Source organism: Coprococcus aceti, assembly GCF_025567285.1.
Taxonomy (GTDB): Bacteria; Bacillota; Clostridia; order Lachnospirales; family Lachnospiraceae; genus Coprococcus; species Coprococcus aceti.
Genome location: NZ_JAOQJT010000006.1, coordinates 57,960 through 78,858, shown reverse-complemented (window position 1 = coordinate 78,858; position 20,899 = coordinate 57,960). Strand labels below are relative to the sequence as shown.

At 44.8% G+C, this 20,899-nt stretch carries 22 protein-coding genes and 1 riboswitch; all 22 genes read right to left on the bottom strand.

Translation table 11 applies throughout. The annotated features are described in order from the left end of the window. Positions 1-114: 114 nt before the first annotated feature. Positions 115-789, bottom strand: coding sequence for a DNA/RNA nuclease SfsA (sfsA, locus tag OCV54_RS09405; RefSeq protein WP_055223701.1), 675 nt, complete (start codon positions 787-789; stop codon positions 115-117). 19 nt (positions 790-808) lie between these two features. Beyond that, on the bottom strand, positions 809-1,255 hold the full coding sequence (locus OCV54_RS09400; protein ID WP_055223699.1) for a PaaI family thioesterase: 447 nt from the start codon (positions 1,253-1,255) through the stop codon (positions 809-811). Positions 1,256-1,308: 53 nt separating this feature from the next. Further along, positions 1,309-2,796, bottom strand: coding sequence for a sodium/pantothenate symporter (gene panF, locus OCV54_RS09395; protein ID WP_055223698.1), 1,488 nt, complete (start codon positions 2,794-2,796; stop codon positions 1,309-1,311). Continuing rightward, on the bottom strand, positions 2,786-3,061 hold the full coding sequence (locus tag OCV54_RS09390) for a YhdT family protein (RefSeq protein ID WP_055223695.1): 276 nt from the start codon (positions 3,059-3,061) through the stop codon (positions 2,786-2,788). The genes panF and OCV54_RS09390 overlap by 11 nt, the downstream gene beginning before the upstream one ends. Positions 3,062-3,263: 202 nt before the next feature. After that, positions 3,264-3,539 carry a DUF2442 domain-containing protein gene (locus OCV54_RS09385; protein ID WP_015533262.1) on the bottom strand — a complete coding sequence of 92 codons (276 nt, stop codon included), beginning with the start codon at positions 3,537-3,539 and terminating at the stop codon, positions 3,264-3,266. A 34-nt stretch (positions 3,540-3,573) separates the two neighbouring features. Continuing rightward, the gene (locus OCV54_RS09380; protein WP_015533263.1) at positions 3,574-3,834 is read right to left on the bottom strand and encodes a DUF4160 domain-containing protein; all 261 of its coding nucleotides are present in this window, start codon (positions 3,832-3,834) and stop codon (positions 3,574-3,576) included. A gap of 270 nt (positions 3,835-4,104) precedes the next feature. Further along, a complete protein-coding gene (gene purB / locus OCV54_RS09375) occupies positions 4,105-5,559 on the bottom strand; it encodes an adenylosuccinate lyase (protein ID WP_015533264.1) in 1,455 nt (484 codons plus the stop codon). 324 nt (positions 5,560-5,883) lie between these two features. Then, positions 5,884-7,359 (bottom strand): amidophosphoribosyltransferase, encoded by a 1,476-nt coding sequence (purF, locus tag OCV54_RS09370; RefSeq protein WP_055223694.1) that lies wholly within the window; start codon positions 7,357-7,359, stop codon positions 5,884-5,886. Positions 7,360-7,748: 389 nt separating this feature from the next. Further along, positions 7,749-9,104, bottom strand: a complete 1,356-nt coding sequence (gene glmM, locus OCV54_RS09365; protein ID WP_055223692.1) for a phosphoglucosamine mutase — start codon at positions 9,102-9,104, stop codon at positions 7,749-7,751. A 19-nt stretch (positions 9,105-9,123) separates the two neighbouring features. Beyond that, entirely contained in the window at positions 9,124-10,038 is a 915-nt protein-coding gene (locus tag OCV54_RS09360) for a diacylglycerol/lipid kinase family protein (protein ID WP_022216588.1), read from the bottom strand. Positions 10,039-10,077: 39 nt separating this feature from the next. Beyond that, entirely contained in the window at positions 10,078-10,755 is a 678-nt protein-coding gene (queC, locus tag OCV54_RS09355) for a 7-cyano-7-deazaguanine synthase QueC (protein WP_015533268.1), read from the bottom strand. Between the two features lie 99 nt (positions 10,756-10,854). Continuing rightward, positions 10,855-11,448: a GTP cyclohydrolase I FolE gene (gene folE, locus OCV54_RS09350; protein ID WP_055223690.1), complete on the bottom strand. Its 594-nt coding sequence runs from the start codon at positions 11,446-11,448 to the stop codon at positions 10,855-10,857. 1 nt (position 11,449) lies between these two features. Beyond that, entirely contained in the window at positions 11,450-12,154 is a 705-nt protein-coding gene (gene queE, locus OCV54_RS09345; protein WP_055223688.1) for a putative 7-carboxy-7-deazaguanine synthase QueE, read from the bottom strand. 62 nt (positions 12,155-12,216) lie between these two features. Beyond that, positions 12,217-12,636, bottom strand: a complete 420-nt coding sequence (gene queD / locus OCV54_RS09340) for a 6-carboxytetrahydropterin synthase QueD (RefSeq protein WP_055223686.1) — start codon at positions 12,634-12,636, stop codon at positions 12,217-12,219. A gap of 201 nt (positions 12,637-12,837) precedes the next feature. Next, a complete protein-coding gene (gene thrC / locus OCV54_RS09335; RefSeq protein WP_055223684.1) occupies positions 12,838-14,325 on the bottom strand; it encodes a threonine synthase in 1,488 nt (495 codons plus the stop codon). Positions 14,326-14,561: 236 nt separating this feature from the next. Then, positions 14,562-15,422: a 3D domain-containing protein gene (locus tag OCV54_RS09330; RefSeq protein ID WP_055143847.1), complete on the bottom strand. Its 861-nt coding sequence runs from the start codon at positions 15,420-15,422 to the stop codon at positions 14,562-14,564. A gap of 310 nt (positions 15,423-15,732) precedes the next feature. Further along, positions 15,733-16,701 carry a tRNA dihydrouridine synthase DusB gene (gene dusB / locus OCV54_RS09325; RefSeq protein WP_082431308.1) on the bottom strand — a complete coding sequence of 323 codons (969 nt, stop codon included), beginning with the start codon at positions 16,699-16,701 and terminating at the stop codon, positions 15,733-15,735. Between the two features lie 48 nt (positions 16,702-16,749). After that, positions 16,750-17,517: a type III pantothenate kinase gene (locus OCV54_RS09320; protein WP_015533274.1), complete on the bottom strand. Its 768-nt coding sequence runs from the start codon at positions 17,515-17,517 to the stop codon at positions 16,750-16,752. A gap of 37 nt (positions 17,518-17,554) precedes the next feature. Then, on the bottom strand, positions 17,555-17,920 hold the full coding sequence (locus tag OCV54_RS09315; protein ID WP_015533275.1) for a DUF6145 family protein: 366 nt from the start codon (positions 17,918-17,920) through the stop codon (positions 17,555-17,557). An 8-nt stretch (positions 17,921-17,928) separates the two neighbouring features. Further along, positions 17,929-18,684 (bottom strand): 4-hydroxy-tetrahydrodipicolinate reductase, encoded by a 756-nt coding sequence (gene dapB / locus OCV54_RS09310; protein ID WP_022216597.1) that lies wholly within the window; start codon positions 18,682-18,684, stop codon positions 17,929-17,931. 212 nt (positions 18,685-18,896) lie between these two features. After that, entirely contained in the window at positions 18,897-19,781 is an 885-nt protein-coding gene (gene dapA, locus OCV54_RS09305; RefSeq protein WP_022216598.1) for a 4-hydroxy-tetrahydrodipicolinate synthase, read from the bottom strand. Positions 19,782-19,868: 87 nt separating this feature from the next. Next, positions 19,869-20,041: riboswitch (Lysine riboswitch) on the bottom strand. Between the two features lie 211 nt (positions 20,042-20,252). Then, a complete protein-coding gene (locus tag OCV54_RS09300; RefSeq protein WP_015533280.1) occupies positions 20,253-20,885 on the bottom strand; it encodes a single-stranded DNA-binding protein in 633 nt (210 codons plus the stop codon). Positions 20,886-20,899 lie beyond the last annotated feature (14 nt).

Sequence of the window (20,899 nt, the reverse complement as noted above, 5' to 3'; positions counted from 1 at the left end):
CGTAGACTAATCTATTTATCTGTTATCACCTATTTCTTACCAAAGCTACTTATATCTTCTAAATCACTTACCATCTACGACAGCCTGCAAACCATTATATATTCCTCATTATTCTCATCCACGATCTGGAATCCAACGCTCCACTATCTCCAGCTCATCCCGTGTAACCCGGCATGTGAGATTTAACACCTCCACACCGGCAGCCTTCGCCTCATAGAAAGTCTCCGCGAACTCCATGTGTATTTCCGCATTTGGCCTGACCTCAGTTATCCCTGTCATCGGAATGACAAATGCAACATAGCATTTATATCCCTCGGAGACCGCCTTCATCAGCTCCCGCAAATGCCTGACTCCCCTGTCGGTGGGTGCATCCGGGAAATATCCTATCCCATCAATCTCCTGAGTGCAGCCCTTGACCTCCATGAGATACTTCGTGCCATCCTTTTCCATATAGAAATCAATCCTGGAATCCCCGTATACATACTCCGGCTTTATAAAGTCATAATCCTTAGTTTTAAGCCATTCCAAAACCACCTTATTCGGCACCTGACTGTCCACGTTTACCCAGCCAAGCTTTGGATCCTCCACCGCTATGAGATCGTATTTCGTCTTGCGGTTTGGATTTGCAGACTTCTCAAGGCTGACCGTGTTCCCCGGTATCAGCAGACAGCTAAGCCTCCCTGTGTTCTTTACGTGCACGGTCTCTGTAACTCCGTCTATCTCCACATGGGCTGTGAACCTGTTTGGCCTTTCTACGAACTTGCCTGAGATAACATTTGTATATTTCACCTTGCCTTACATCTCCCATCTATTCCACAACAGAACGGTTCATCATGTAGAATGAGAACCTTGCCTTGTCTACAAGCTGTCCCTTGTCATCGTAAATATTTGCCTCGTACAGTGACACCTTCTTGCCCTGGCGGATCTCCATTCCCTCGCATATGAGATACTCCGTGTTCATAGCCGGAGCTATATATGTCATGGTTCCATCTATAGTTGAAGAAAACTTTCCGTAGGTACATGCTGCGATCCCGCTCACTATATCCGCAAGTGAGTACAGGCATCCACCATGCACAGAACCATATGGATTCAGGACATCCTCTGTGACCATCATCTTGCCCTTCACATATCCAAGGCTCATATCGGCCAGCTCTATCTTCAGGTTCTGGACATAGATGTTGTCCTTGTTAAACCTTATCAGCGCCTGTTTCACATCCTCGGACATAGCTTTTTTGTTGTCGTTTATCTCATTCATGCTTCATTTTACCTTTCAACTCTATTTTCATGTTCATACATCCTGCGCACATATCAAAAGCACTTGTCTAGAATATCCGGATCAAGTCCTTTTCTTCCCGTTACAAATCCAATTCCAAAGTACAGCACCGCACCTACCATCAGTCCCCACACGACCGCATTTATCCCAGCGATCTTGATAAAATACGTTGCAAATATATATGTTGCGATCGCGCCTACGCTGCTGCACACCGCCGCCTGCTTAGTTCCCTTCTTCCAGAACAGACCTCCCACAAGAGGCCAAAAGAATGTGCATTCAAGTCCGCCAAATGCAAACATGTTGAGCATGAAAATTATATCCGGCGGATTGATCGTGAGAACCATCACCACCACGCCGAGCAACATCGTAAGTATCGTGCTCACCAGCTTGACATTCTTGTCGTATTTCTCATTTTTCACCGGATCATCACCCACCACGTAATTCTTCCACAGATCCTTCACTATAGCTGCTGTGGCAAGTATGAGGAGCGAATCTGCTGTCGACATGACTGCTGCCATCGGCGCTGCGAGGAATACCGCTGCTATTCCAGGCGGCATGATCTTCTGTACTATATATGGTATAAAATAATCCGAAGTTGGAAGATTGTCCGTATCGACAAGTGCGCCAGCCCATGTTCCTGCAAGATGCATTCCCACGATCACAAAGCTGCATGTGAGAACTCCGATCCACATCGCTCTGTGCATGCTCTTCGTATCCTTAAATCCCATGGCGCGCACAGCAGTCTGGGGAAGCCCCAGCGTTCCAAATCCCACAAGCACCCAATAGCTGAGCAGCCCTCCTGGAGTGTATTTCGAGAAAATGTCATCGTACACCTCCGGCAGATTTGTCTGAAGACCGGCATCTATCGCTGCAAGACCGCCCCCGCTCCTTAAGACAAAGAATATAAACAGGAATGTTCCGATACACATTACTATTCCCTGAATCGTGTCAGTTATGACAACCGCACTGAATCCGCCAATAGCTGTGTACAATATCACGACTGTGCCAAATATCAAAAGTGAAGTCACATGATCCATTCCCGTTATGGATGCTATAAGTGTGGCCCCGCCTGTAAACTGGCTTATCATCTGTGCTATGAAGAAAACTATAAGTCCAAGGCTCGTGATGACCACCAGCGCATCGCTCTTGTATCTCGCCTTGAAGTAGCCCACCACTGTCACAGCGCCCGTTCGTCTGGACACTATCGCCAGCTTATTTCCAAGCACACCGAGCACCAGAAATGTGACCGGGACCTGAATAGCAGCTATCCACGCCTGTGCATATCCATATGTAAGACCCGCTGCACCCGGTCCTGATATAAATGAACTAGCGGAGGTATATGTTGCCATGATCGTCATGGCTAGGACGATTCCGTTCATGTTTCTTCCGCCTATGAAATACTTCTTCTCGGACGTTGTGTGCAGACTTTTCTCCGCCCTTCTGCTGTAGACAAAACTCACCACAATATTGAATAACAGATATCCAAGAAAAACCGATAAGATCAATATCTGATTACTGTTCATTTTCACCCTCACTCTCATCCTCTTCATATTGGAAATCTACGAACACAAACTTAAGCAGCCAGAATACACCGATCACCGCAAGCACCACTGTTCCAAGCACCGAGACCACAAACCACACCGGCATATGGAATACCGTCCACCCGGTGCCATTTAGTAGGAACGCGGTTAGCACATGCCATAAAAAACATATAAATACCACAAGCAGCGTCGCTTTGATCTCTTTTATGCACTGCCTGTGCTGTTCTTCCTTTGTCAGTTTCATCATAATAATATATCCCCTTATATTTCATAAATACATCGAACAATGCTCATTATATCACGCTGATCATTTTTTTCATAGTTACCCCGCCAGCCACCAAAATCCTGTGCATATACAAACTCTGTATTGTTGTCTGCACAAAAAAACTGGCGCACAGACGTTTCGTCCATACACCAGCCATTTATAGTTTACTGTATACCAATTTATGTTATGCTATTTTATCTTTTACATTTTCCAATTCATATAACGTATCCGGATCAATATCCAGACATTTTGATGTATCCCTCGTTCCTGTCACATCCCATGCCAAAGTTCCATTCAAAATTGTACATGAATTCAAAAAGAAATCTTTGTCTCTAAGTGGTTCAAACACTTTCTTATCCAGTAGTGGTTTTGCGTCATAACATACAATTTTGCCATCCTCAAAATACACATATACTGTATAATCATCAAATGGAACCACTTGCACTATATCATATATCATGCCAATTCCCCCTCTCTGTATAGTATATAAATTTTTAAATCAATGGATTTATTCTGTTTAATGGCAAACCATCCTTCGATAATTCCCAATTCTGCATTAACTCATCTTGATGAATGACACACCATGCAAGTATGAGCTTTAACTGCCTTGAAGGCAATGCACCCTTTATAACCCGTGCTTCATTTATATCTATTATAGCTTTATTTCCGTTATATTCTGCATGAAAATGTGGTGGATTATGATCATCATAATACATAGTTATTCTGATTCCATAAAACAGTGATATTTCTGGCATACTATCAACCTCCAATTATTATTGATAATATTATACTATATCATTCCAAGGCTATTCAATAACTATCATTACTATATCAAAAGATAACTTAAGTAAATTTAGTCTTCTCTAGTTATTTTTTTCTAACCATATTGGCACAATCACTTATAAATTTGAATACAAAAAGCGCCAGCACATAAACCTTGGGATATATCCAATATTAAGCGGACATACCACCAGCGTAAATGCGCCAGCGTCTTATTTACTCTATATACATTTTAATTCAGATCTTTATACATTGATCTCCGCAGTAACACCGAGGATATCCTTGTTCTCATCGAGGATAGGCTGAATGACCTCTGCAAGGAACTCTCTTGTCTGCTCAGGAGCACGACCTACGAAGTTCTTTGGCTCAAGGATAGATACGATCTCCTCCTTTGTCATACCAAAGTCAGGGTCTGCTGCGATACGGTCAACGAGGTCATTCTCTCTTCCGTACTTCTTGACCTGCTCGCCTGCAAGCATTGAGTACTCTCTGATCTTCTCATGAAGCTCCTGACGGTTGCCGCCACGCTTAACAGCATCCATCATGATATTCTCTGTTGCCATGAATGGAATCTCCTTCATGAAGCACTGATAGATAACCTTGTCATATACCACAAGACCATCAACAACGTTCAGGTACAGATCAAGGATTCCATCAACTGCGAGGAATGCCTCTGGAACTGAGATACGCTTATTTGCTGAGTCATCCAGTGTTCTCTCAAACCACTGTGTTGCGGCTGTGATAGCAGGATTGAGCGCGTCGCACATTACATAATTGGCAAGTGATGCGATTCTCTCACTTCTCATTGGATTTCTCTTGTATGCCATAGCTGATGAACCAATCTGGTTCTTCTCAAATGGCTCCTCTATCTGCTTTAAGTGCTGGAGAAGTCTGATATCATTTGAGAACTTGTGTGCACTCTGTGCGATGCCTGAGAGCACATTAAGAACCCTTGAGTCGACCTTTCTTGAATATGTCTGGCCTGATACAGGATAGCACTCAGCAAATCCCATCTTCTCAGCGATCTTTCCATCTATCTTTCTCACTGTCTCGTGATCTCCTCCGAAGAGCTCAAGGAAACTTGCCTGTGTTCCAGTTGTTCCCTTTGATCCGAGAAGCTTCTGCTGGCTGATCATGTACTCTATATCAGAGAGGTCAAGGAGCAGCTCCTGCATCCAGAGTGTTGCACGCTTACCGACTGTCGTTGGCTGTGCAGGCTGGAAATGTGTAAATGCAAGAGTTGGGAGATCCTTGTACTGATCTGCGAACTTTGCCAGCTCATTTATAACATTGATGAGTTTCTTTCTGACAAGCTTTAATGCCTCTGTCATAACGATAACGTCTGTGTTATCGCCTACATAGCAGCTTGTTGCTCCAAGGTGGATTATTCCTGCTGCCTTAGGGCACTGAACACCGTATGCATATACGTGGCTCATTACGTCGTGACGAACCAGCTTTTCTCTCTCTCTGGCAACATCATAGTTGATGTCATCAGCGTGAGCCTTGAGCTCCTCGATCTGCTCATCTGTGATTCTTGGATTGCCGTTCTCGTCCTTGAGACCAAGCTCCTTCTCTGTCTCAGCAAGAGCTATCCACAGCTTTCTCCATGTCTTAAACTTCATATCAGGTGAGAAAATATACTGCATTTCCTTACTAGCGTATCTTTCACACAGTGGGCTTTCGTACTTGTCCTTACTCATGTCTTTACCTCTTTCTTCCTGTAGTCTCCCGCATCTGCCAGCTGACAAATGCTTTTATATCTTATCACACAACTATTATACATGGGTTTCAGATTATTTCCATGCTTTTTTTGCATAAACCAGAAATTCGGAATCAATATCTGCTTTTCCGCTGATATGATTCCGAATTTTTACAATTTTTGTCTTGCGACAAGTGCGCACTTTCGTGCGCTATCACCAGGACTCCTCCCGCTTACGCGGGCCCCTCCTCATATCTTGTCTTCCGACAAGTGCGCACTTTCGTGCGCTATCACCAGGACTCCTCCCGCTTATGCGGGCCCCTCCTCATGATATAATATGAGACTCCGAGCCTCTCTTGAAGTCTTCGTGGTCGCCTCTGATGTCCTCTGTAGGCGGTTTCATAGGATATTCGCCGCTGAAGCATCCATGGCAGTACTGTCTTCCGCCTGAGAGCTCCGGAAGTCTCTCCATCTTCAGGTACGCCAGAGAGTCGGCACCTATGATCTTGCATATATCATCTACAGACCTGTTGTATGCTATGAGCTGTTCTCTGTCCGGAATGTCAGTTCCAAAGTAGCATGGATACAGGAATGGAGGTGAACTGATCCTTACATGGACCTCTGTCGCTCCTGCCTCCCTGAGCATGCCAACTATTCTGTCACTCGTAGTTCCACGAACTATAGAGTCATCTATCATTATGACACGCTTGCCATTTACAGCCTCCTTAAGGACGTTCAGCTTAACACGCACGCTGGACTCTCTCTGGCTCTGCTGTGGCTTTATGAATGTTCTTCCCACGTATCCATTCTTGACAAATGCCGTTCCATATGGAATACCCGATTCAAGTGAATAGCCCATGGCCGCTGCATTTCCCGATTCAGGAACTCCAACTACCACATCAGCGTCAACCGGGCTGTCCTTTGCAAGGCATCTTCCGGCTGTGATACGCGAATCGTACACAGACATTCCATCTATGACTGAATCAAGTCTCGCAAAGTATATATACTCAAATATACATCTTGCATGCTGCTCCTGGCACATGTTCTTGTACGACTGGATTCCGTACTCAGGTGATATGGTTACAACCTCTCCAGGCTCCACATCCCTGACAAATTCGGCACCTATTGTATCGAGCGCACAGCTCTCAGATGCCAGTATGTATGCGTTATCACGCTTTCCTATACAAAGCGGTCTGAAACCAAATGGATCTCTGGCTCCAATAAGCTTTCTAGGACTCATGATGACAAGTGAATATGATCCCCTTACTTTCTTGAGAGCTCTAGTGACAGCCTCCTCAACGGAACCGCACTTAACTCTCTCCCTGGCTATATGGTAAGCTATTACCTCAGAATCAATTGTAGTCTGGAATATAGCGCCTGTGAGTTCCAGCTCACGTCTAAGCTCAGGAGCATTTACCAGATTGCCGTTGTGTGCAAGTCCCAGAGTTCCCTTTACATAATTGAGAACCAGTGGCTGTGCATTCTCTATAGTGCTGGCACCGGCTGTAGAATATCTCACATGACCCACACCGATATTTCCCTTTAGCTTGCTCAGTGAATCAGGTGTGTACACCTCATTCACAAGACCCATGCCCTTTAAGGAGCTGACCTTGCCCTTAGGACCAGCAGTGTCTGACACCGCTATACCGCAGCTCTCCTGCCCACGGTGCTGCAATGCAAACAGACCATAATAGATCGTGTTCGCCACATCATTTCCATCGAAATCATAGATACCGAAGACTCCGCACTCCTCGTGCATCTCGTCCTCGTCATAATAATGAGATCTTAAACATTCGTTCATAAATATATGCCTCTCATGTTATATTATTGTAACTGTCACGGCCACATAATTCTCATCGTATGTCTGGTAACAGTCATATCTTTCACCACATAAAACTTTATCTGTTTTACCACAACATGTCAACAGATAAATTCTATCATTTTTAGGATTATACCCCACTTTTTTCATGCATTTTCACCAACAGCAGTATATTTCGCAAGTATTTATCTATTTAAACTTGAGAAAATCCACATCTCTCTGTCACAACCCCGCCTCACCGGTCGCGCTGTACTTCTCTCCTGACGCGGCAGGTTACCACATAGTCCTTCCGGCTTCCACCTGGAATTGAAAAAAGCCCAAAAGATACAAATTTTACGTACTTTGTATCTTTTGAGCTTTTATACCACTCTCTACTCCACTGCGTATCCCTTTGCCTTTATGAGATCCACCATCTTGTATACATACTTCTCACACAGCTCATCTGTGGCTGCCTCGACCATAACTCTGATGACAGGCTCTGTACCGCTCTGTCTGAGAAGAAGTCTTCCGTCGTCTCCAAGCTCTGCTGCTATCTCATCGTTCAATTTCAGCACATCAGCATCGTTCATGACTGCATCCTTGCTTGAAACTTTGACATTCACAAGGAGCTGTGGATATATCGTCAGGCTGTGGAACAGCTCTGAGAGCTTGACCTTACGTCCAAGTATAGTCTCCATGATCATCAGTGAGGTGAGGACACCGTCACCGGTTGTTGCATACTTGGAGAAGATGATATGTCCTGACTGCTCGCCGCCGATGGAATGTCCATGCTCCATCATATTTTCGAACACGTACTTGTCACCGACTGCCGTCTTCTCATAGTTGATGCCCTTCTTGTCAAGTGCTTTGTAAAGTCCAAGGTTGGACATGATAGTTGTGACGATGGTATTGTTGTTCAGCTCGCCCTTATCCTTCAGATAACGACCGCAGACATAGAGTATCTTGTCTCCATCCACGATCTCGCCCTTGTCGTCCACTGCAAGACACCTGTCCGCATCACCGTCAAATGCAAATCCCACATCAAGTCCCTTCTCCTTGACAAATGCCTGAAGCTTTTCAATGTGTGTTGAACCACAGTCCGTGTTGATGTTTGTTCCATTTGGTTCATTGTTGATGACATATGTCTTTGCTCCGAGAGCGTCATACACCGACTTTGCAACCAGATATGACGCACCATTTGCACAGTCAAGACCAATTCTCATTCCCTTGAAAGGTCTGGTAGGGATCGTGAGCAGATAACCTATATATCTGTTTCTTCCCATTGTGTAGTCGGTGGTCTTACCGATGCTGTCCTTCTTTGCAAATGGTATCTCGCCAAGCTCACCATCTATATACTGCTCGATCTCATTCTCGATGGCAGCCTCAAGCTTGTAGCCCTGACCATTGATTACTTTGATTCCATTGTCATAGTATGGGTTATGGCTGGCTGAGATCATGATACCGCAGTCAAAATCACCTGTGCGGACTATATAAGACACACTAGGTGTAGGTGTTACATGCATCAGGTATACATCAGCTCCGCTGGCTGTAAGTCCCGCAACCAGAGAATACTCGAACATGTAGCTTGAAAGTCTCGTATCCTTTCCGATGACGACATGTGCCTTCCCATCCTCATGCTGCTTGCCATAGTAGTAGCCAAGGTATCTTCCAACCTTATAGGCATGCTCCACTGTAAGGTCTACATTTGCCTCGCCTCTGAATCCATCTGTTCCAAAATATTTACCCATTGTAAAATCCTCGATTCTATTATTCTATAACCTCATCCTGCTCGCTTTCCTGAACGACCAGAAGATCTATCGCTCTCCTGTGGATGTGTATCTTGGTCTCCTTATATTCTCCGCCGAACTCACCATCACATGTCCATGCAACCGGATCCTCTGCATCAAACTTGACCCTGTGAGCCCTGAATGAAACCATGCTCCTCTCATTCACATCACCTGTAAGGAGTGCCCTGACCACTCTCTCCAGATCAGCCGGTGTCTTCATTGTCCTTATCAGTACTCCCTCAAAAAGTCCGTCATCGAACTCAACTCCTTTTCGGGTTATACTCTTAAACCCTCCAACGGATACCGAGTTGGACACCATACCGAATATAAACTCGCCTTCCTGCTCGTCCCCGTCTATTGTAACCTTCATCTTGTAAGATGGTACATTTGCCAGGCTTTTTATCCCCTGCAATACATATGCCGCATGCCCAAATATATTCTTCATATTCTGCGGCGTTGCATATGATGTATCTGAGAACATTCCAAAAGCTGCGACATAAACAAAGTTCTTGTCGTTCAGACTTCCTATATCTATGGAGAACGGCTCTGCCTTCACTATCATCTCAGCCGCCTCAACCGTCTCTCTCGGTATGTCCATGCTCCTTGCAAAGTCATTGGTGGAGCCACACGGAATATATCCAAGTGGAACCCTTATCCCGCTCTTCATATATCCTGTAACTGTGTTGCCCAGGGTTCCGTCGCCCCCCGCACATACGATCACATCGTAGTTTGCGCCTTCCTCCTGAACAATTCTCTCTGCGTCATCTGCCGATTTCGTAAGATATGTCCTGACCGCGTAATCGTTGTTGCAGAACACTTCCAGCACATCCACCAAAGAATTCTTCAGAGTAGTCCTACCCGCTTTGGGATTCATGATGAACAGCATATTCTTCATACTTTCAATAACACAACCTTTCCCTTTGATACTGCTTATTTACTTGTGATCCTCCTTGTACTTCATGTACAGATCATACCCCTTCTTGCGGAGCTTGCATGATGGACAATGTCCGCAGCCCTCGCCCTTGATGCCATTGTAACATGTGAGTGTCATATCTCTGATGACATCCAGTCCACCCAGCTCATCAGCCATCTTCCATGTCTCCATCTTATCGATCCACATCAATGGTGTTATTATATCAAACTCGTAGTCCATTGCAAGATTTAGTGTTGTATTTAACGATTTGATAAATATATCCCTGCAGTCAGGGTATCCTGAGAAGTCACTCTGGGACACTCCTGTTATTATATCAGATATTCCTCTCTGTTTGGCAAATATTGCTACAAATGTAAGAAATACCATGTTCCTTCCGTCTACAAATGAGTTCGGTGTACCCTCATCAGGTGCATTTTCATCAACCTTCATGTCCGTTCTTGTCAGAGAATTTGGCGCAAGCTGGTTGAGAAGACCCATGTCAAGTATGTGGTGCTCCACTCCGAACTTGTCTGCGATCTCCTTTGCACACTCAAGCTCCAACGCATGTCTCTGTCCATAGTCAAATGATACCGCATACACCTTCTTGTACTTCTTGAGTGCCCACAACAGACACGTTGTGCTGTCCTGTCCGCCGCTGAATACTACAACTGCCTCATCCTTATTCTTCAAATTCTGCATGATCTCATCCTCCATATATAATCAAATATGATATTCCGGACCGCATTATAACGCTCCCGGATAAACAAATTCATCATTATCAATTCAGTGTGCCTATGACTATCTTCCCGCATTGTACATCATCAGCAACTTGTTCTGCAGAGCTGTGTCGCTCTCAAATCTTCCCCTGAGAGTGGTAGTCATGGTCTTGCTTCCCGGTTTCTTGATGCCCCTTGCCGTCATGCAGCTGTGATGTGCCTCTATCATGACCGCCACGTCCTCAGTTCCCGCAGCCTTAGATATGACGTAGGCGATGTCCGAACCTATCCTCTCCTGGAGCTGAAGTCTCTTCGCCACCATATCCGCAATCCTCGCTATCTTAGAAAGTCCGAGCACTCTTCCATTTGGAATGTATGCGACTGACACCTTCATATCGTACATAAGCGCCATGTGATGCTCACAGTAGCTGAACACCTCTATATCCTTGACAAACACCATGTCACCGGCCTGCCTTGCCACTCCGTCCTCAGCAAATGTCTTGCCGAACATCTCGGCCAGCTCGTCATTGGTGTAGTTCATTCCCTCAAATACTTCCTCGTACATACGCGCAACCCTGTCAGGAGTCTCTACAAGTCCCTCCCTGTCAGGATTATCTCCAAGGGCAATCAATATTCCTCTTACGTGTTCCTTTATAGCCTCTTTATCTATCGCCATCTTATACACCTCTTTCTTCCGGATCCCAAATGAACTTGTGAAGCTGTAACTGAAGCTTCACATCATTCATATCGTTCTCGATCATAAAATCCACTATATCCGCAGGATCTATGCTGCCATACACAGGACTGATGAATACTCTCGTCTTCTCATCCAGCGCATACTCCCTAACTATCTCAAAACATTTTTCCAGATCCTCCTGTGAACCGACCACAAATTTCACCGAATCATTCTTGTCTATATAATTATAATTTGCAAGGCACATTTCACTCTCCATGCCGCTGGATGGACATTTGTAATCCAGCGTGTACGATACATTTCCCCCAAGAGCCTTGAACTCTGCGATATCCACACTTCCATTTGTCTCGATCTCGACCCTTACATCATCCTCCAGCTCAAATGCAAGGAGCAACTTATCTATGTCCTTCTGTATCAGCGGTTCCCCACCTGTCAGGGTTACATTCTTCACCTTTGTTCTTCTGACATAATCGATGATCTCATCCTCGGTGAGTTCCTCATAAGGAACGCCTGCCTCATTTGCCCACTTGGTATCGCAGTAACCGCAATCAAGATTGCATCCCGCAAATCTTATGAACACGGCAAGTTCTCCGGCTCTTGCAGCCTCACCGTTGATACTTATAAATCTCTCTACTACTCTGTATGTGCTCACGACTGTATTTCCTTTCTCCCGGTGTATATTCTCCATTCTCTCACATCTTCCAGATTTTTAGACCTGCCAGCTTCTCACCGGAATCCTATCATATATATTTACTCACAATAAGAAGCCACGTTGTTCGGTGTCTCATACACACTTGCCTCTATGACCTTGTAGCCCCGGCCTGCCATCTCATCGTATATATACTTTGCGAAATTCTCAGCAGTAGGTCTGAAATCAACCTTCACGATTCTAAGATTTTCCGCCAGCAGCGCATCCTCCGTCGCCCGCTTCAGGCTTCCCGTTTCCATGATAAGGCTGTGGTCAAAGTGATCCGCAATCTCCTTCAGATCCTTCTTCAGATTGGAGAAATCAACCACCATTCCTCTGTTCTGTGTATCGCTCTCAAGAGTCTCCGCACCGACCTTGATCTCCACCGTCCATCTGTGTCCGTGGATATTGCTGCATTTGCCGTCATAATCTTTCAAAAAATGGGCGCTGTCAAAACTTGCCTTTGTCTTTAACTTATACATAACTCCTCCTATAAGCATCCAACTGTTCACCACAAAAAAAGACCAGAATAGGACATTCTGATCTTCTTATGTCCTAGTTTTGTTTAGTGACAGGATGGTACTAATGAACTGTCAATCTATAATATTGTATTTATGCTTTATTCGTATATTATATCTGACTATTTCCTATCAGATATACCAGCTTATGTCTCTTACTATGCTTTAGATATTAAGGAATCCCTTAACCTCTGCAAGCATATCCTCCTTGTCACATACTGTGTCGTGGAGAACCTTTGCTGATCTGATATCCTCTATAGCCTGAGGTACCTTTACACCTGAGAGCTTCTCAAGCTCGTCGACAAGCTCAAAGTCTGTCTTGGAATCATACTCAGGGTCTATAGCGTTCATAACGCTTCTTGTGAACTTGTATGGGCTTGCTGTTGACGCGATGACTGTAGGTGTCTTATCTCCTGTCTCTGCCACATACTTTTCATATACTGTAGCTGCAACTGCTGTATGTGTATCGATGATATAATCATCTGACTCATATACCTTTTTGATGGTAGCTGCGGTCTCTGCCTCTGTTGCATATCCACCATAGAACTCAGCAAGCTTTGCCTTCATATCGTCTGTGATGGTGTACACTCCATCTGTTGTGAGTTCTTTCATAAGCTCCGAGTTCTTCTCAGCATCATTTCCGGCGATCTTGTATATCAGTCTCTCAAGGTTGCTTGAAATGAGGATATCCATCGATGGTGATGTTGTGAGTATGAACTCTCTGTTTCTATCGTATGTTCCTGTCTGGAAGAAATCAAACAGAACCTTGTTGTCATTTGATGCGCAGATGAACTTTGCGATTGGAAGTCCCATCTCCTTGGCATAGTATGCTGCAAGGATATTACCAAAGTTACCTGTTGGAACGTCCACGTTGATCTTGTCGCCTGCCTTGATGGTTCCGTCTGCAACAAGTCTTGTGTAAGCGTATACATAGTATACCATCTGAGGGACAAGACGTCCGATGTTGATTGAGTTTGCTGATGAAAACTGATATCCCTTCTCATCCATGTACTTTGCAAGCTCAGCATCTGAGAACATCTTCTTCACACCTGTCTGTGCATCATCAAAGTTACCTGTGATACCAACAACAAATGTATTGTCACCCTTCTGTGTAACCATCTGCTTCTCCTGGATTGGGCTTACACCGTGCTTTGGATAGAACACGATGATCTTTGTTCCAGGAACATCTGCAAATCCTGCAAGGGCAGCCTTACCTGTATCACCTGATGTTGCTGTGAGGATGACGATCTCATTCTTTACTCCATTCTTCTTTGCTGATGTTGTGAGAAGATATGGAAGGATTGAAAGTGCCATATCCTTGAATGCTATTGTTGATCCATGGAAAAGCTCAAGATAATATGCTCCTGCCTTATTCACAAGTGGTGCTATAACCGGTGTATCAAACTTTGAATCATATGCTGAATCTATACAATGCTTAAGCTCAGCCTCTGTGAAGTCTGTGAACATAAGCTTCATAACCTCGTATGCAACCTGCTGATAGTTCATCTTTGCAAGATCTTCCAGAGACACATCAAGTGCTGGTATAGAATCTGGTACAAAGAGTCCCCCCTCATTAGCAAGTCCCTTAAGTATAGCCTGTGATGCTGTTGCTGTCTCATTTGCATTTCTTGTGCTTCTGTAGATAAGTTCCATTTGCCAATCTCCTTAATAAATATATTTAAACATTTCGTTATGTACTAAACTCAAGAATCACCTGTATTCTTACAAATAATCGTGTGCATTATAACACAGCATTTTATAAAAAACAAGCTATAGCCCGTCTCATTCATGCGACTTTTCCAACACTTTCCCAACACTTATCTCACTGCATTTAAAAACCCGCCTTACGGCGGGTCTTTAATATATCTGTATACAATTTCTGCTTTTTATTACTTTACATATACATCATAGTAGCCTGTTGCGAAGTTAAGAGCTGCCTGATGGTTTGAGAAGTAGATATCAAGATGATTGCCATTGATAGCTCCACCTCTGTCCTGAACTGTGTATGTATGACCATCAACTATAAGCTCTGTACCAAATGCAAAGTTACTTGGCGCTGCACATGTCACACCCTCGACTGCAGGTGCGCCTGAAGCTGTTGTCGGGTTATCCATGTTGCTGTACTCACCGCAGCAGATTGGACATGGACAATATGCCGTAATCCAGAATGTTCCGAGATATGTACCTGATGTCTCACCATTCACATAGATAACCTTGTCATCAGGAAGTCCATCTGTTGACTTCTCTGTTGATGGATCAACTGATATCTGATCGTCAGGAAGTCCTGCTGCTGACTTATCCTTATCCTTAACCTTCATCTGTGTGGTAGGCTCTGACTTTGTTGTGTCTGCTGCCTGCTGTGCAGCCTCTGTTGCACGAGCCTCTGTTGTGCTCTCCTGAACTCCACCGCTTATGGCTGAAGTCTTCTTAACTGTCTTCTTGCTTGAGAGGGCTACTGAACCAGTCTTGTTGACATCTGACAGAGTACCATCTGCCAGTGCAACTGATGATGTTGCCTCTCCATAGTCTGCTGTGTTGTCTGCGTATAATGTATTACCTGCTGCTGCTGCGATCGACACTCCCTTGCCCTTGGATGAAACCATGCTGTCATCTGATGCGATAACTGCGTATGATGAAAATCCAACTGCCAGGAGTACTGCTCCTATGCTAATCTTCTTTACGTTCCTTTTCAGTGATGTCTTCATTAGTTTCTGTGATTTCATACGTGATGAATCTGAAAACTTTTGCATAACCTTTTCTCCTTAATTTCTTTACGGTTTCAGAATTGTTACAAAACCGTTAAAATTTAACTCATGACGCTATTATAATCTCTGTCAAAAGAAAGGTCAAGCAAAGTGGATATTTTTGTAAATCATGCACAACTCGCATAAAATCTTTAATTCCGTTAATGTAAACATGCAACATTTTAAAATGCTATTTTTGTGCATATTTTACATTTTAGTACCGTAACATTTTTGAAACAAATCAGCATCTTGTATATTTTTACTTTAGAGTTTTTAATAAAATCTTTGTTTTCTGTTACATTTTTTTGTTTTTATGTTAACTCACAATGACTTTTTCAGGTGCGCTGTCAGCCCATCTACAGAGCAGTTCCTCAAGCTCCTCGTAAGTCTCAACCTGGTTCACATTGCTCCTGAGCTTTGCCGAATCATACATTCCGACTGAGTACCATGCCACGTGCTTTCTCATCTCATGGATACCTGTGTACTCACCCTTGAACTCAACCATGAGTCTCGCATGTCTCAGCATCATATCCTTCACTTCATATATGTCAGGCTTGTCCGGCAGCTCGCCATGCTCGTAGTAGTATTTCATATCGCGGAATATCCACGGGTTGCCCCTCGCACCTCTTCCTATCATAAAGCCGTCACAGTTCGTCTGCGCCCTCATGTCTATGATGTCCTGAGGAGTGTTTATATCGCCATTGCCAATGATCGGGATGATGCACGCCTCCTTCACCCTGGCTATGACGCTCCAGTCCGCATGTCCCTGATAATACTGCTGCCTTGTCCTTCCGTGCACCGCCACAGCGGCAGCCCCGCTCTCCTGGGCTATATGTGCTATCTCAGGCGCATTTATATGCTCTGAATCAAATCCGCTTCTTATCTTGATGGTCAGCGGTATACTTATAGCTTTTGCCATGGCCTCGACTATCCTTCCAACAAGAACCGGATCCTTCATCAGCGCAGATCCCTCTCCATTGTTGACCACCTTCGGCACAGGGCAGCCCATATTTACATCTATGAATGAATAACCGTTGCTCTCTATCCTCTTTGCCATCTCCGCCATGATCTCAGGATCAGAGCCAAAGAGCTGCAGCCCAAATGGCTTCTCCCGCTCATCCATAGCCAGAAGCGGCTTCGTGTTCATATTTTTATAATATATTGCCTTGGCGCTCACCATCTCGCTGTACAGGATATCACAGCCCTGTTCCTTGCATAAAAGACGAAATGGCTGGTCACATACACCAGCCATCGGCGCCAGGATCAATTTATCTCTGAAATCCATAAATTTCTCCATTGCTTCTATAATAATATATAATTTGCAAAATTCGACTTATTTCTGCTTGTCCATGATAAGTCTGAGTCCGTGAAGTGTGAGATCCGGATCATACACATCTATGCAGTCCGTGTTCTCATATATCATCTTTCCAAGTCCGCCGGTAGCCACGACCTTCATGTTGTCGTATCCTGACTCCTTGCGCATTCTCTTCACTATATACTCTGTCTGGCCAATATAGCCCATGCACACACCGGCCTGCATACTGGATATCGTGTCCTTGCACAGTATCGTCTCAGGCACCTTTATCTCTATCTCAGGAAGCTTGGCTGTTCCCGTCCACAGAGCATTTGCAATAAGCCTTATACCCGGCGATGTGACCTCAGCCTCAAACACGCCATCGGCATTGATGAGGTCGTACGTTGTGGCAGTTCCAAAGTCCACCGTGAGAACCGGTCCGCCATACATGTGATAAGCCGCAACTGCGTCAACTATTCTGTCAGCTCCAAGCTGCTTCGGGTTTGGCAGCGCTATATTGATCCCCGTCTTTATTCCCGGCTCAACTATGAGTGGTGTTATTCCAAAATATTTCTTTATGCCATTCACCAGTGAATGCATGATCTTCGGAACAACCGAAGCGATTATAACTTCATCTATAACATCAGTTGACAACTGTCTCATTCTGAGCCAGTCGCACAGAAATACTCCGTACTCATCCGATGTTCTCGATATCCCGGTGGTCATCCTGAAGGTCTTCTCCAGGCGTTCTCCGTCAAACAGTCCTATCGTAATATTTGTATTTCCAGCATCAATAGCAAATAACATGCCCTTTTTTCCTTCCTGATCTTCCAATTATTTTATATCATTCATTTACAAGACTGTTAATGTCAACACCCTGTATAAATATCTTATAGAACAGCTCCAGACTCTGGAACAGCTCCTTCTTTTCATTCTGCAGCTTCTTGACCTTGAGTCCGCATCCTATGTCGTCAAATAACAGGTCATCCTCAAGTGCCCTCGTCTGTATCTTCAGATTGCCGGCGTCGTCAAACACCAACATAAATATTCCTCCGACCTCCTGTGTAAACGCTCCACACATGGCGTGAAGCTCGTCCTTTATCTCATCAGGAAGCTTTGAAAATTCCTTGTTCAGATAAAACTTCTGATTATATATCGAGCTGGCGCACAGAACAAGCTCGCCATCCTCTGTCCTAGTTGAAATCTCCATAACCGCTCCTATCCTATAACGTCCGCCATATCGTACATTCCTGCAGGCTTGCCCTTGAGGAACTTTCCTGCCTCAACAGCACCCTTTGCAAATACTGACTTGGAATATGCAGTGTGCTTGAACTCTATAACCTCATCAATACCTGCAAATATCACCTCATGCTCTCCAACTATAGTGCCGCCTCTGACAGCAGAGATTCCGAGCTCCTTCTTATCTCTCTTCTTTCTCACCTGGCTTCTGTCGTACACATACTCATACTGCTCATTGCATGCCTCATTGATTGAATCAGCAAGAGCAAGAGCTGTTCCGGATGGAGCATCCACCTTCTGGTTGTGATGCTTCTCAACTATCTCTATATCATATCCGGCTGGTGAGAATACCTTCGCAGCATCCTTCAGAAGCTTCATGAGTGTATTGATTCCCAGTGACATGTTCGCTGACTTGAGTATGGCAACCTTTGCACTGCACTCCTTTACCTTTGCAAGCTGCTCATCTGAGAGACCTGTTGTACAGAGAACTATAGGAGTCTGTGTCCTCACACCGTAATCGAGGAGCTTGTCAACAGCTACAGCCGCTGCAAAATCTATGATGACATCAGCCTCGACATCGCAGGCATCTATATCTGTAAATACCGGATATCCGTTATCCCTGTTGTCCACAACATCTATTCCCGCTACGATCTCGGCATCAGGATCGCCTGCAACGATACCTGTTATTACCTGTCCCATCTTTCCATTGCAACCATGCATTATGATCTTTACCATGTCTGTCTATCCTCCATATATATAAGCTTTGTCATTTGTTGTCGTCTTTTGTGTGGTCTATGCACGCTGACATGCGCATATATTTCAACATGTACTCCATTTTACACATTTGCTGTCCATTGTGCAACGTTTATATCCACCTCGGCAAATAAAAATGTCTGCAGCCAGTTGAGACCGCAGACATCTGTATTGTTTCTATGATAATTACAGTCCTAGAGAACTCCGTACTCTTCCATTGCCTTCTTGAGCTTCTCCACGTTCTGTGGCTCCATCTCAGTGAGCGGCATTCTCATTGTTCCATCACACATACCAAGAAGCTCTACAGCCTTCTTGACAGGTATTGGATTGACCTCGCAGAACAGTGCGTTGCAGAGGTCGATGGCCTTAAGCTGAAGATCAAGGCTTCCCTGAACATCTCCGTCAAGATATTTCTGAACCATATCGTGTACGTCCTCAGGGATTATATTGGCTGTTACTGAGATAACTCCCTTTCCGCCAAGTGAGAGAAGAGGTACAACCTGATCGTCATTTCCTGAGTAGATATCTATGCATCCCTTTGAAAGACTTGCAAGCTTTACGACCTGGCTTATATTACCTGAAGCTTCCTTGATACCGACAATGTTCTCAACATTCTGTGCAAGATATACTGCTGTCTCCGGCTGGATATTGCAGCCTGTACGTGATGGCACATTGTAAAGGATTATAGGCACATTTACTGAATTTGCAACGGCTGTGAAGTGTGCGATGAGGCCCTTCTGTGTAGCCTTGTTGTAATATGGTGTAACCACGAGCAGACCGTCCACTCCGTAGCTCTCTGCCTCTGTTGAGAGATATATTGCTGTTGCAGTACAGTTTGAACCTGTTCCTGCTATTACCTTTATTCTGTGATCAGCGAACTCTACACACTTCTTCACGCACTCAAGATGCTCCTCGTGTGACAGTGTTGAAGCCTCGCCTGTTGTTCCGCAGATAACTATGGCATCCGTCTTGTGTGCTATATGAAACTCCACGAGCTCCTTGAGCTTATCATAATCCACATCTCCATTTTCAAGAAATGGTGTTACAAGTGCAACTGCTGAACCGGTAAAAATTGACATATTGTCGTCCTCCTTAAAAATAAATAGTCGATACAATATAGCATAAAAATGGGCTGGCAAAAAGCCAACCCATAAAAACATCTCATTCTTACAAGTAGCTCTCCATCCTCAGATGACAGTCATACAGTTCTTAACTGCACAACCAGCAACAGATCCTGTGGAATATCCATCACTTCGGCGGTCTTCCCTTTCGTCAGGCATCTTCTGCATCCACATGCATCAGCCTGCTTAATCATTAATCCCGCGCCTCTACTATATTGTATTCAGTTTAATCTTAGATAGTGCTACTATATCACCGCATCCAGGCCATGTCAACCATATATTTTACTGCATGCTTCACAAGGGTTCCTCCCACTGACGTGGGCCCCTCCTTATGAAATGTTGTGCAGGCGCATTCCTATGCGCTTTGCGCGGCGCCTGCGTGCTTCACAAGGATTCCTCCCACTGACGTGGGCCCCTCCTTATGAAATATCATTCAAGACATTCCATCTTGCTCACAGACACCTCGTATGCCACCTTGCTGATCACCTGGTCATTGTCGATACGCTTCTGATACTCCCTGCTCTGGATCCTTCCCCAGATGGCCACATGCTCTCCTACCTGGAGCTTTCCGGCAAATCTCGCATTTCTGCCCCAGCAGATACATGGTATGTAATCGCTCTTGCCGTATGCTCTGTTGACCGCCAGCAGCACATCCGCGATCTCCCTTCCAAGGGGCGTCATCCTGTACACAGGTGCCTTACATATGTAACCGTCAAGATAGATCTGATTTGGTCTGTTCTCCTCCTCAGCATCATCCTCGTCGATGGTCTCGATCTCTCTCACAAACACAGACAGTATAAGGCGGTTTCTGGTCTCCTCATGCTTGTTGTATGATCTGAACTGTCCCTTTGCCATGATGCGCTCCCCTATGTGGGATTCGTTCACATCGAACAGTCTGTCAGACACCATGAGCGGAATAGTATCGTAAGCATCGCTGAGTCTGCTGACGATGAGATCCACCATATAGAAGCCCTCGCCAAATATCTCGTGGCTGAACACGAACTCTGATGCTATCTCTCCTGCCACCACTACCTGATTGTTGTTTAATGTTTTTTCAGTCATATTTTCTCCCTCCG